At 61.4% G+C, this 12643-nt stretch carries 10 protein-coding genes and 1 pseudogene; 4 read left to right on the forward strand and 7 right to left on the reverse strand.

Annotated features, from left to right (window positions below):
- Nucleotides 1-29 precede the first annotated feature (29 nt).
- Nucleotides 30-2387 carry a TonB-dependent receptor gene (locus tag QRN25_RS22165; RefSeq protein ID WP_285021418.1) on the reverse strand — a complete coding sequence of 786 codons (2358 nt, stop codon included), beginning with the start codon at nt 2385-2387 and terminating at the stop codon, nt 30-32.
- 369 nt (nt 2388-2756) lie between these two features.
- Between QRN25_RS22165 and QRN25_RS22170 the strand changes: the two are divergent.
- Together QRN25_RS22170 and QRN25_RS22175 are read left to right on the forward strand one after the other, a co-directional pair.
- Nucleotides 2757-2971 (forward strand): annotated as a pseudogene (locus QRN25_RS22170) (tyrosine-type recombinase/integrase); the annotation flags it as partial.
- A 518-nt stretch (nt 2972-3489) separates the two neighbouring features.
- Nucleotides 3490-5142: an FAD-binding protein gene (locus tag QRN25_RS22175; RefSeq protein WP_285021419.1), complete on the forward strand. Its 1653-nt coding sequence runs from the start codon at nt 3490-3492 to the stop codon at nt 5140-5142.
- A 67-nt stretch (nt 5143-5209) separates the two neighbouring features.
- Here the strand turns inward: QRN25_RS22175 and QRN25_RS22180 are convergent, their stop codons facing one another.
- The gene (locus QRN25_RS22180; RefSeq protein ID WP_285021420.1) at nt 5210-5812 is read right to left on the reverse strand and encodes a TetR/AcrR family transcriptional regulator; all 603 of its coding nucleotides are present in this window, start codon (nt 5810-5812) and stop codon (nt 5210-5212) included.
- Nucleotides 5813-6036: 224 nt separating this feature from the next.
- On the opposite strand from QRN25_RS22180, the gene QRN25_RS22185 reads away from it, so the two are divergent.
- Nucleotides 6037-6702, forward strand: a complete 666-nt coding sequence (locus QRN25_RS22185; RefSeq protein WP_285021421.1) for a helix-turn-helix transcriptional regulator — start codon at nt 6037-6039, stop codon at nt 6700-6702.
- Between the two features lie 35 nt (nt 6703-6737).
- Here the strand turns inward: QRN25_RS22185 and QRN25_RS22190 are convergent, their stop codons facing one another.
- From QRN25_RS22190 to QRN25_RS22210, 5 genes are all read right to left on the reverse strand, one after another.
- Nucleotides 6738-7244, reverse strand: coding sequence for a YybH family protein (locus QRN25_RS22190; protein WP_285021422.1), 507 nt, complete (start codon nt 7242-7244; stop codon nt 6738-6740).
- Nucleotides 7245-7307: 63 nt separating this feature from the next.
- Nucleotides 7308-7784: a VOC family protein gene (locus tag QRN25_RS22195; RefSeq protein ID WP_285021424.1), complete on the reverse strand. Its 477-nt coding sequence runs from the start codon at nt 7782-7784 to the stop codon at nt 7308-7310.
- A gap of 113 nt (nt 7785-7897) precedes the next feature.
- Nucleotides 7898-10153 carry a TonB-dependent receptor gene (locus tag QRN25_RS22200; protein ID WP_285021425.1) on the reverse strand — a complete coding sequence of 752 codons (2256 nt, stop codon included), beginning with the start codon at nt 10151-10153 and terminating at the stop codon, nt 7898-7900.
- Nucleotides 10154-10288: 135 nt separating this feature from the next.
- Entirely contained in the window at nt 10289-10876 is a 588-nt protein-coding gene (locus QRN25_RS22205) for a TetR family transcriptional regulator C-terminal domain-containing protein (protein WP_285021426.1), read from the reverse strand.
- A gap of 297 nt (nt 10877-11173) precedes the next feature.
- A complete protein-coding gene (locus QRN25_RS22210; protein WP_285021427.1) occupies nt 11174-11503 on the reverse strand; it encodes a nuclear transport factor 2 family protein in 330 nt (109 codons plus the stop codon).
- Between the two features lie 96 nt (nt 11504-11599).
- On the opposite strand from QRN25_RS22210, the gene QRN25_RS22215 reads away from it, so the two are divergent.
- A complete protein-coding gene (locus QRN25_RS22215; protein WP_285021428.1) occupies nt 11600-12493 on the forward strand; it encodes a LysR family transcriptional regulator in 894 nt (297 codons plus the stop codon).
- The last annotated feature ends 150 nt before the right edge of the window (nt 12494-12643 follow it).

The following is a 12643-nucleotide window of genomic DNA, read 5'->3' on the forward strand; positions in this document are numbered from 1 at the left end:
GGATGGTCGTTCGGTGATTGCAGTCTGGCTCACAGGCGCCCCTTGAGCGTCAGCCCGTACATGCGCGGCTCGCCCAAAGCGCCCTGGACGATGCCGTTGGAAGCGCTGACCGAGAGCGTGTTGAAGTAGTTCTTGTTGAACAGGTTGCGCACCCACAGCGAGGCCTCCCAGCGGTCATCGGGATCGCGCACGCCGCCGTGCAGGCCGACCAGCGTGTAGCCACGCACCCAGGTGAAGGGATCGAGGTTCACCGCTGCGTAGAAGCCCGAACGATAGCTGATGTCGCCGCCCGCGAAGGCATCGACGTTGCCCACCGAATGCAGGTATTCGGCGTTGCCGGTCAGGGCGAGGCGCGGTGCGCCCGAAGCGCGGCGGCCCGACAGGTCCATCGAGGACAGGTAGGAATAGAGGAACTGCGAAGGCGCGTTGCGGTACGAGCGGTACTCCGCGTCGTTGTAGGTTCCCGCGACGCCGATGTTCAGCCCGTCGAACGGCTGGGCACGGGCATCGACCTCGACACCGCGCGATCGCAGCTTGCCGACGTTGCTGATGTAGCCGACGGCAGGCGTCACCGCGTAGTTGACGAAGTTCGCCTGGTAATTGCTGACGTCGGCCCAGAACAGCGCGAGGTTGAATTCCGCCTTGCCGCCCAGCAGGCGCGTCTTGATGCCCAGTTCGTAGTTGTCGACCTTCTCGGGCCGCACGAAGATGTCCACGCCCAGTGACTGGCGCACGAGGTTGATGCCGGGCGACTTGTACCCGCGCGAATAGGACGCATAAGTATGGACGTCGCTCGAAAGGTCGTAGGCGGCGATGGCGGTGCCGGACACGTTGCTGGTGTTGTCCGACGCGGTGTAGGCGCCCGCAGGCGCATAAGCGGCGCGCAGCACGGCGACGGTGGACTGGATCGCCGGATCGAAGCTGGACAGCGCCGCGTAATCGCCCGTCGCGTAGGCTTCATAAATGCCGGTCTTGTGCTCGTAAGTGTAGCGAAGACCGCCCGTCAGGCGCAGCGAGGGGGAGATATTCCAGGTCGCCTGCCCGTAGGCGGCATAGCTGTGGGTCGCGGGAAGGACGTGATTGTACGATGTCAGGCCGTCGAACACGGCGGAGGGCAATGTCGATACCGAAGCCGTCGGCGTGTTCGCGGTGGTCAGCCACGTTGTCGCGTCGCGGCCATAGCGGTTGATGACGTCGTCGTCGGCCTCCTGCCAGAAGAAGTAGAGCCCGGCAGTATAGTCGATGGTTTCGCCGCCCTTGGATGCGGCGCGCAGTTCCTGGCTGAACTGCTGCTGTTTGGTGGCCACCACGCTGTTGGTGATGATGTTGGCGCCAAACTGGTCGCCGTCGTAATTGGGCACCCATTTCCAGTTGCGGTATGCGGTGATCGAGGTCAGCGTCAGCGGGCCGACGTCCCAGTCCGCGCGGGCCTGAACACCCCAACTGGGCATCTCGTCGTACTGCGAGGAGTCGATGTCGGTCTTGCGGTCGAAGGCGTTGACGGTGCCCGGCGTGTATCCGACGTCGGCGGCACGGCGGTAGAACCCGCGGACCTGCGCGCCGTTCGCCAGTGTCGTCGGCAGGACGCCGGCGATGCTGGTAAAGCCGACGTCGCCCTTCTGGATGCTGTAGTCCGCGATCAGGCGCAGCTTGAAGTCCGCGCTCGGCTTGTAGAGCAGATCGAACCGCGCGGCATGATTGTCGAGGTTGTCCCAATGCTCGCGCTGGGTGGTGTTGTAGATCAATCCGTCGCGCCGGTTGCGCAAGTACGAGACGCGGAACGCCAGGTCATCGCTGACCACCCCGTTGTACGCGAAGTAGCCGCGCACCTGGTTGTAGTTACCGTAGCTCAGCTCCGCCCGCGCTTCCTGCTGGAACTGCGGCTCGCGCGTGGTGATGTCGATCGCGCCCGCAACGGTGTTCTTGCCGAACAGGGTGCCCTGCGGCCCACGCAGGACCTGAATGCTTTCGATGTCGATCAGGTCAGTGATGACCGATCCGGTACGCGGCCGGTAGACGCCGTCCACATAGAGCCCGACACCTTGTTCGAGCCCGTCGTTGGTGCCGCCGGCATTGGTGCCGATGCCGCGGATCGTGATCGTCTGGTTGCGGCCGCTGAAGCCCTGGATATTGAGGCTGGGGAGCTGCTGAACCACCTGCTTGAGCGAGCTGACGCCCTGCGCCTCCAGCTGGCGGCTGGAAATGGCGGAAATCGCGATGGGAACGTCCTGCGCACTTTCCGTGCGGTAGCGCGCGGTCACGGTGATTTCGCCGATGTCTGCGGCAACGGCCGCTGCATCCGCCGGGCTGGCCGCTTCCTCGGCCGAAGCGGCCTGAGGAACAACCACCGCGGAGACGGCAATCGCGGACGCCGCACCGGCAAGCAATCTGCGCCTTCTTCCGGAAAAAGACGTACTGAACAACGCTATCAAACCGACCCCCTGAACCAACTGACGGGGGCGGTCTGGCGGAATTATGTCTACTCAATCAATAGACATAGTCTGAAGTCTATATGACTTCGCCTAAAGTGCGAATTTGGTTCAGAGCCTCGCGCAGATGCTGATGGCCGTTGAGACAGCCTCGGGCTCATTGCGCAAGCCACCAATGCAGATAGTGCCGAGCACAACAATTCGGTGGCCACGACCGCATTGTTCGCGGCAGAAGACGATGTCCTTCTGAGCTATCCGATGGTCACTCTCGCCGAGGCGAGAGCGAAACGTTCTACCTATAGCCGTTAAGGCCGCAGGAGATGTGTCATGGGATTATCAGAATTTGATCCCGCCGCTCGTCAGCGGGTATCTTGGAACCCTGGGCGAAAGGTTGGTGCGAAGCAAGCGTTCAAACCCGTCAGATATGGGCGATCCGCTGCTTTCTCGACCAGCATGGGCGAATCCGAGATTGTGCGCTCTTTCACCTCACTATCGATAGCAAGCTTCGCGGATGCGATCTGGTGAAAATCAGGATAAGCGATTTCCGCGCAGTTCAAATTTTGCTTGGGTAAACGAAGATCGAAAGCACGGTCAGACACCTTGGAGTGGACGTGGAGGACGCATTGACGTTGGCCGAGGGCACCGAAATCTGAGATTGCCTGGCTCCTTGCGACCACGAGGACCCACGCCCTAAAATCGTGGCGGCTCCGCACCCGAAACCAGATGTTCCGCCCATTTTTCATCCTATACGTTGCCGTTCGCGGAAACGCGACTTGTCGGCTGACAGTTGATCCGAGAAGTCCGAATCCAGTTAGGCCGAGATAAGTCGTACTCGGCGGGGCCGCCTAGGCGGCTTCCTGAGTTCCCATGCGCACGATCACAACCGCGGATAAAAAGCTCCATGAGAACGAAGGGGCCAGGGTACGCATGGCGCGCGCTCTTTATCCTACGACTTTTCAGAGGTGCCATCTCCTTAGAGTGCAAGTTATAACTATGTTATAAAATGACTATGGCTTCATTCCGATCGGGTCATTTGGGTGGAAGGTTGAGAGGAGTTTCGATGGCTGAAGAGTTCTCGTGGGATCGGGAGGTTGACGTAGTCATCCTCGGGTCTGGCGGCGCGGCGATGACGGCGGCGATAACGGCGCACGATTTCGGCGCCAAGGACGTGGTCATCCTCGAAAAAACCGGGATGGTCGGCGGAACCACCGCAATGTCCGGCGGGATGCTGTGGGTGCCGGGTAACCACTACCAGACCGAGGCCGGTATCGAGGATTCCGACGAGGACGTGGTGACATACCTCGACACCCTGTGCCCTGACGCGCTCGATCCTGATACGCTGATGGCCTTCATGGAACAGGGGCCGGAGATGATCCGCTACTTTGCGGATAAGACCCCGGTACGTTTCCACGTCTTCGCGGACTTTCCGGATTACCAGTCTTACGTGCCGGGCGCCAAGGCGGACGGCGGCCGCTCGCTCGACAACGAGGCGTTCTCCTTCGATCGCCTCGGCAAATGGGCCGGGCGCGTAAATCCGAGCAAGATGGCCTATCCGCTGCGCGGCAGTCTGATGGAAGCGATCACCGGCAGCCTCGACGAGGCCGCACTGGCCGAGCGCGAGGCGCAGGACTATCGCGGCCTCGGGCAGGCCTTGGCCGGATCGCTGTTCCTTGCCGTGCTGGAGCGCAATATCCCGGTCGAGTTCGAAAAGCGCGCTCGCAAGCTGATCAAGGATGGCGACCGGGTCATTGGGGTTATTGCCGAGGACGCTGATGGCCGGGACTATCGCGTGCGCGCGCGTCGCGGCGTCGTCATCGCGACCGGGGGTTTCGAGTGGAACGAGGCGCTGGTAAAGACCTTCCTGCGCGGGCCGCTGACCGGCCCCGTCAGCGTGCCTGAGAATGAGGGCGACGGCCTGCTCATGGCAATGGAAGCAGGCGCGCAACTGGGCAACATGCAGCATGCCTACTGGATGCAGAGCGCGCTCGAATTCAAACCTCAGCATCGCGAGGCCAAGCCCAACTACATGCTGGGCTCAGACGAGCGTGCCCGGCCGGGTGCGATACTCGTCAACCGCGCGGGCAAGCGCTTCGTGAACGAGGCGGCCAATTACAACGCCCTTGGCAAGACCCTCCACGCCTTCGACGCGGGCACCCACAGTTATGCCAACCTGCCGTACTGGCTCATCATCGACCAGCGCTACCGCAGCAAGTATCACACCTTCAACACACCGGCAGGCGGGCCGGTGCCGTCCTACATGATGCAGGCCGACACGCTGGAAGAGCTGGCGGAAATAGCCGGGATTGATCCTGCCGGGCTTGCCGCCACGGTGGCGCGCTTCAACGATATGGTCCGCAAGGGCCACGATGATGACTTCAACCGCGGCGATGCCACGTACGATAACTTCTACATGTGGGGCGATACCGATTTCGAAGCGCCCTACCGCACGCTTGGCGTGATCGACCAGGGGCCATACTTCGCCGTTAAGATGGAAGCGGGGGCTTTGGGCACTGCGGGCGGGCCAAAGACCAATGCCGATGCGCAAGTCGTCGACTGGAGCGGCGCTCCCATCCCGGGGCTCTACGCTGCCGGCAATGCGATGGCTGCCGTTCTTGGCGAGGCCTATGGCGGCGCAGGCGGTACGCTGGGCCCCGGCATGACCTTCGGGTATATCGCGGGCAAGCATCTGGGTACATACATTCCCAATCACTGAGACGCTGCGGGTCGGCGCCGTTCCTGCGCGCGCCGACCCGCAATGCGCAGGTGGGAGCCACGCGTACTCAAACCGTTTGCGACTTGGGGCGATATCCCAGGCGGACGAGTTGTCTGCGCAGCATTTCGCGCTGGCGGCTGGCTGGCCAGTCCGGACGCTGGATGGCCGCCAGCGTGGCTATGCCATTTATCGCGGCCTGAACCTCGGTCGCCACTTCTTTCGGGTCTTCGGCGGGATCGAATTCGCCCCGGCCCTGGGCCGCCGCGATCAGGTCGATGAAAAGGTCATAGCTGGTGGTGCTGCTCTCGCGCCATTCTGTCTCGATGCCCTTGATGTCGGGCGTCTGCCCCCAGAAGGCAAACAGGCAATGCCAGTCCTGCCAGCGTTGGCTGGTGGTCGGCAGGGCAAAGTCCAGGCACGTCAGCAAGTCCTTTCCCTCGCGGCTCGCCTTCCTGATCCGCGAGAGCCCCCGCTGCCATGCCATCCGCTGTGTGTAGGCCAGCATCTCGTGCTTGCTGCGGAAATAGTGGCACACGATGGCCGTGCTGTAGCCGCACTCCTCTGCCACGGCGCGGATAGTTACCGCTTCGGCGCCGCCTTTCAGAACCAGACCGGACACGACTTTCGCGATGCCCCGGCGGCGCTGTTCGTGATCGACTATGCGCGGCATGGGGGAAGTACCTCGATCTCTGGTCGTCGTTTCTGACAGCTACGCTACTGCTGCATATCGGGGAATCCAAGACCTGCCATTATGGACAGGTGCTAGCAATCTATTTGGTACATAGTTATATAATGATGCGGGGAAGCGGGATCATGCCTGATAGTTCCAAAGGATGGCCAGGGGGCGGCGCTCCGCCCGGCGACGACGCGCCAGAGATCACCGGTTCGGCCTTCTTGCGGCTTTCCGACTTCCTTTCGCAGCAGGGCGCCTTCGACCTTTCCGTCATGGATAACCGCCCAGGTCGACGCCGACGCACGGGCATTCCCGGCCCTAGGAGGCTGCCTTGGGAGACCCGCAAGGCCGGCGAACTGTCGCTTGTCGCCCAGGCGCTGATCGTCGAGGACGACGTGTTCTGGGCGAACCGTTCCCGGATCGTGACCGCGCGCGAAAACCCCCTGCTGACTCGGTTGTGGGCGGATACGCCTCTGAAACTGGGAGTTCCTGCGCTCATGGCTATCGCGGTGCGAACCGCGTTCGGCCGTATCGGCGGCGTGATCCTGACGCCGAAATCGGCCCGGCACACTGATCTATCAGCACAATACGCCGCATTCGGGCCGCAGTTCGCATCGCTCGCCCGTGAATTCATGCTGGAAGAGTTCGATCGGGACCGGCAGGCATCGACTGCAGGTCTGCAAGGTGTGCTCAGCCCGCGCGAGGTCCAGTGCATCAGGCTGATCGCGATGGGGCGGACTGACGAGGAAATCGCCGACACGATGACCATCGCCCGTACGACCGTGCGTTATCACTTCTCGAACCTGTGCGAGAAACTGGGCGCCAGCAGCCGCGCCAATGCGGTCTACCGTGCCGCCACGCTGGGGTTGCTCCCCAGCGCGGCGTAAGGGTTGAACGTCGGACTATTGCACTGGACGGTCCGTCAGAGGCTGATGTCCATCGTTGCCGTCATGCGCGACGGGTCCGGATCATGCGGCGGCATGCCATAGTCCATGACCGGGAAGAACTTGCCGTCGAGCGCGGGCGATCCGTAATAGACCTGATCGTAGCGATGCACCTTGATGAGCCATTCGCTGCCGTATTTCTGGAAGGTGCTGTGATAGATCCCCATTACCACCTGATACGAGCCATCGGGCATGCGCAGCACTTCATCCACGTGCCCGCGTGAGGCAGCGGTATCGCCCTCTACCTCGATCACCAGCGAGGAGATCGTCTGCCGCACGAAGGGAAAGCCCTGCATGACGTTCCACCAGTGTTCGACCACGGCTTCGCGGCCGCGCGTGATGGTCCCGAAGGCGTGCCACTCCCCGTCTTCGGCATAGCACTGGCCATGGGCCGCAGGATCGCGGCGGAAGATGGAATCGCCGAGGCGCGCAAGGGTGCGCCGCACGCCAGCATCGCCGTCCAGGCGGTTAAGAAGATCGCTCATGCTTGTCCTCGCTCATTGCGTGTATCGGGGAAAAGGAGGCCTGCCGGCTTCAGTCCTCAAAAATCAGCCAAGGGTCAGCGCGCCGCCCTGCCACCAGCGCTCGAATGCCTGGCGCAGCGCCGATGAGGCCAGTTCGACGACCATGCCCCCGCTAGCCGGCATCAAATAGGCGAACGGCCCCCAGCGATCTTCGGGACCAGCTCCCGCGGCAACCACGCTCCACCCTTGCGCAAGCAGTTCGTCCACCGTTCCAGCCACATCGTCCACCCAGAGGCCGACATGATCGCCGCGCGACAGTGCAGCATCGAAGAAGCTGCCCGCCTCGCCCTGCTGGAGTTCGAGCCGGACCGGCCCGTCGCACGAGATCGTGAAACGGTTGGTGATCGTCTTCAGGCCCTGCTCTGGCGTCCAGACCGGGAAACCTTCTAACGTGAACGGCTCGGCAAACCGCAGCCCCAGCGTGCGGGAGTAGAACTCGATCGCCGCGTCGAGGTCCGGCACCAGCACACCGGTATGAAACACCTTGCTGTAATCGATCACTGCACTCTCCATTGAGCCGGGAATGGCCGCCCCGGGGCGGAAGATTTGAGAGGTGTCCTCCCCGGGGCGGCCTGTCGGTCGTCAGCGGGCCGGCAGCCAGCGACCGTAACGGGTCAGAATTCGTACCCGAGGATCACACCGTAGGTGCGCGGCTCGCGGGCGCTGGAGAACGACCAGAGACCAGCAACCGTGAAGGCAGCGTTGGGTCCGCGATCGTCCAGCAGGTTACGCCCGAACACCGTAACGCGCGCGGTATGTCCGGCCAGATCGAACCGCGTCGTCAGGCTGGCGTCGACCAGATCCTGCGTATCCGAGCGCAGGCGCGGATCGTTGCGGGGCACCACCACCGTTCCGGTCGCGGGATAGGTCGCGGTCGCGTCCAGCCCGATCTGCTGGTCATACGGGCTGATATGACGATAACCCAGGTTCGCCACGACTTCGCCGAAGCCGGTCGGCACCTTGTAGTTGGCGTTAAGCGACAGGGTCGTCTTGGGCGCGTAGATCATCGAGACGTTCGAATAGTCGATGGTACGGGTGCCAGGCACCGTCGCGCTGATAGCACCCTGCGAAATGAAGTCCTTCAGGTTGTTGTCGAGCAGGCCGAGCGAGCCGGAAAGGGTCAGTCCCTGCGCCGGATGCGCGGTAAATTCCACCTCGACGCCCTTCAGCTTCGCCGAGCCGACATTGGTGACGATCGTTTCGCTGCCGACACCGCTCTGCGTGGGGATTGTCGTGTTCTGCTGGAGATCCTTGTAGTCCGCCAGGAACGCGGCGACGTTGAGTTCGAGCAGCCCATCGAACAGGGAGCCCTTGAAGCCGCCCTCGAAGGAATCCACGGTTTCCGGACCATAAGCGGTCGTCGCGGAGAAGAGCGTGGTGCCACGACCCGAGAAGCCGCCGGAACGATAGCCGCGCGACCATGAGGCGTAGAGCATCATGTCCGGATTGGGGTGGAAATCGATGCCGATCTTGGGCGTGAACTTGCTGTTGGTGACGCTGGCGTTGGGGAATTGGTCGGCGTCGACGCGCGCCATGTTCTGCTTGCGGTCCTGCGTCCAGCGGCCACCGAACGACAGGCGCCACCTGTCAGCAAAGGCCCAGTTGAAATCTCCGAAGAAGGCCAGCGAGCGGGCGTGGCCGATATTGGCCTGTTCCGTGACCGCCGGAGGCGCGCCAAGGGTGATACGGGTGCGCTGCAAAAGCGAATAGCGCGATTTGAAGAAGTACCCGCCGACGACGTAGTCAAGGCTGTCGCTCAGCTTGCCCGAAGCGCGCAGTTCCTGGCTGAACTGGCGATAGCTCTGCGAACGGGCGGAGAAGTAGATGTCGGCGGAAGATCCGTCGAAGTCCTGCGTCTGCGCTTCTTCCGATTTGCGATAGCCGGTGACGGAGGTCAGCTTCACCGGGCCTGCATCGAGGTTCATCTCCAGCGTCGCGGCCGGAGATTCGTAATGCGAGGTGCCCGGCGTGCCGAACACGGTGTAGAGGTCGGTCGTGGTGTTGCGGTTGCACTCGTTGGCGGGTTCGAACGCGCAGAAGACCTCGCCGGTCTTGGTGATGCTCGAATTGACCGGCACGAAGTCCTGCACCTGCTTTTCCAGCGTCAGCAGCGCGTCGAAGTTCGACGAGGGCTGGAGCAGCGCGGCGACGCCGAAGTTTTCGGAGTTCGATCCGCCTGTGCGGTCTCCGGTGATGCCATGGCGGTAATAGCCATCGCTCTGATTGTGGAAGTAGAAGGGCTTGATGGCCAGAACATCGTCGATGACAGGGATATTGACCACTGCGCGCGTGGCCCAGGTATCGTAATTTCCGTAAGACGCCTCGACCTTCCCGGAGAATTCGAACTTCGGGCGGGTACGCCGGATGTTGATCACGCCGCCGATGGTGTTGCGGCCGAACAGCGTACCCTGCGGCCCACGCAGCACTTCGATCTGGCTGATGTCGAAGAAGTCGAAGAACTGACCGGTGCTGCTGCCGATGAACACGCCATCGACCACGACGGCGACAGTGGGGTCAAAGGACTTGTCGACGTCTGCAAAGGACAGGCCGCGGATAGCGACATTCGCAGCCGCCGCGCCGGAGTTCTGCTGCGTGATCATCACGCTGGGTGCGGCGCCCATGATGTCGCCGATGTTGACCGATGCCTTCGCTTCAAGGGCGGCTGCATTGACTGCCGTGATGGCGACAGGCGTGTCGCGCAAGGCTTCCTCGCGGCGGCGGGCCGAGACGATGATCTCGCCGGTGGAAGCGCTGTCGGCTTCCGCAGGCGAATTCTGCGCCCATGCCGGCGTGGCGGCAATCCCGGCAGCCAGGCCCAGCGCGCCAATTCCGACGTGCAAGATCGACTTGAAAATTTCGATGCGCGACATCTCTCAGACTCTCCCCTATCTCTCGCAAACGGACTCTTCGCGGTCCACCTGTCGGGGAAACGTCTATTATGATACCGCTGTGTTATAAACCTGTGCTATGTCATAGCTGCCGCGAATGGCCGAGGTAATAGGCCGTCAAAGTCGGTAACCGAGACGCCGAAGTTCCTCTCTCAGGAACGCTCTCTGTCGTTCCGGCGGCCACAGTTCATCATTCTGCATCGCCAGTGAGGCAATTCCATTCGCCGCGATCTGTATATTCACGGCGATCAGATCAGGATCGGCATCCGGATCAAATTCCCCTCGTGACTGGGCTGACCTGATGATTTCGATGAATATGTCCTTGGCATCCGAGGTCGCATGAAGCCGCTCGTCGGCCAACTCGGGATCGTACATTGCGAGCCCCCAGAAGGCGAAGAACAGGTGCCACACAGACTTCATTTCATGGGATATCGGAAGAAGCACGGCGATGCATTCTTCCAAGCTTGCACCATCATTCCATGCTGCGATAACCGCCCTTTCTCCCTGCTTGCGCGATTCACGCTGAGAAAAATTGAGCATCTCGCGCTTATTTTCAAAGTAATGCACAACGACGCTCGGGCCATATCCGACTTTATCTGCGACATTACGGATTTTAAGGCCTTCCACGCCTTCATTCCAAGTGATCTCTCTGATAACACGGGCAATTTCTACCCGCCTCTGGTCATGATCTACTTTCTTCGGCAATTCCGTTCTCTTCTCAAAAAGTGGGATCGTACTAAGGTCAAGCCGGCATGATTGTGTGCTGCCTATGGCCGGGGGGCAAGCAGGGGCGCTCGATTTCCGGTATTTGCCAACGAAGTGTTGACCGTATGACCGGCCGGCACACGCGCGCACCCGGCGATAGGCTCGCGGCCGTCTTAGCTCCTATATTCATGGCGCAGCCTCGCCATGTTGATCCCGGAAATATCGCAAGACTTGGGGCAGCAGGAGAAAATGTCGCGGACCAGCCGCCTGTGCCAACGGTCGGGTCAGCTTTGACCGTCATAGCGTCACCTCCAGAGCCTTTACAGCATCGCCTTCGAGCGTGAATCTATAGGTGAAACGGATGGGACTGCCGGGGAAATCGCCATGAGCCGGCCCTTCGACGACGACCTGATCGTCCTCACGACGGATTGCATCCGGCGTGAAGATAGCTTTCGCGGCGATGACCTCCTCTTCGAACAGGCCCCGAAGCTGGTCGTGGCCTTCAAAGAGCTTCCCATTGTCCAGAAAAACCGCGTCGGCAGTGAACGGTTCGAGCATTGCGTCGACATCGAGGCGCGCGTTGGCCGCGACATAATCTGCGATGGGCTTGGGTAGTTCGACGGGCATTGCTGAGCTCCTTGAGATGACAAGGGGAATTTAGCGCTGAGCGATGGTTGTGATAATCGGGCCAAATCTGAATGTAACGTCGCGAAAGGCGGGACAATGTCGAAGCACGGATTGATCGAATTTGATGCTGTTCTCGCGATAGCTCGACGGGGATCGTTTCGCGCCGCGGCGCTGGAGCTGGGTATTTCGACAACAGCGCTGAGCAATGCCATCGCAAAGCTGGAGCGGCAGCTTGGGGTCCGATTGTTCAATCGCACAACCCGCAGTGTGTCGCTCACCGATGCCGGACGAAATTTCGTCGAACAGGTTAGGCCCGCCATTAGCTCCCTTCACGAAGCAATGGGCGCCGCCCGGTCACAGCAGGAAACGCCGTCCGGAACTTTGCGGATCAATGCTTTCGCCACGGGAGCACGGGAGATCCTCGGTCCACTTCTGTTGGATTTCCTGCGACGCTATCCCAAAGTTCACATCGACTTGGTCACCGAAGGTCGGATTGTGGACATTGTCGCCGAGGGGTTCGATCTTGGCTTGCGGACCGCGAATATCGTACCAGCGGACATGATCGCCGTTCCCGTCGGAACTCCTCGCAGCTTTGCTGTCGTCGCATCATCTTCGTATTTCGAGGCCAACGGCAAGCCCCGCACCCCTCCGGACCTGCTTTGCCACTCCTGCGTTCGCATTCGGCTGCCGAATGGAGCGTTGCATCGCTGGCATTTCGAGAAAGACGGGGCGCCCGTTCAGATCGAAGTCTCCGGTCCGATCACGCTGGACGAAGCGAGCTTGTCGCGCATCGCCGTCCTCGATCATGTCGGCATCGGCTACTTCATGGAAGCCGATGTGCGCGACGACATTCAAGCGGGCCGCCTGGTCCGGGTGTTAGAAGACTGGACGCCGCCACAGCCGCCGTTGTGCCTATACTACCCTACCAGGCGAAATCCTTCAGCCGCTTTCAAGGCTTTGATCGACATGGCGCGGCAATCCGCCGGATGACCATTTGGCGGCGACTGCCTTTGCTAGGAGCGGCAATTGACTGTTCCACGTCTTTTAATGAAATCTGCCGTCATCTGCGGCACCAACAAGCTTCTGGCGCCCGTTCCTGACTCCGTTCTGACCCGTAGGCCCGCTCCCGAAGTAAAGCAC

The sequence above is a fragment of the Novosphingobium sp. fls2-241-R2A-195 genome (assembly GCF_030209485.1).
GTDB classification, from domain to species: Bacteria; Pseudomonadota; Alphaproteobacteria; order Sphingomonadales; family Sphingomonadaceae; genus Novosphingobium; species Novosphingobium resinovorum.

Coding starts and splice junctions, on each gene's coding strand:
- QRN25_RS22175 (WP_285021419.1), top strand. CDS start 3,490: ATGGCTGAAGAGTTCTCGTGGGATCGGGAGGTTGACGTAGTCATCCTC.
- QRN25_RS22180 (WP_285021420.1), bottom strand. CDS start 5,812: ATGCCGCGCATAGTCGATCACGAACAGCGCCGCCGGGGCATCGCGAAA.
- QRN25_RS22190 (WP_285021422.1), bottom strand. CDS start 7,244: ATGAGCGATCTTCTTAACCGCCTGGACGGCGATGCTGGCGTGCGGCGC.
- QRN25_RS22200 (WP_285021425.1), bottom strand. CDS start 10,153: ATGTCGCGCATCGAAATTTTCAAGTCGATCTTGCACGTCGGAATTGGC.
- QRN25_RS22210 (WP_285021427.1), bottom strand. CDS start 11,503: ATGCCCGTCGAACTACCCAAGCCCATCGCAGATTATGTCGCGGCCAAC.
- QRN25_RS22215 (WP_285021428.1), top strand. CDS start 11,600: ATGTCGAAGCACGGATTGATCGAATTTGATGCTGTTCTCGCGATAGCT.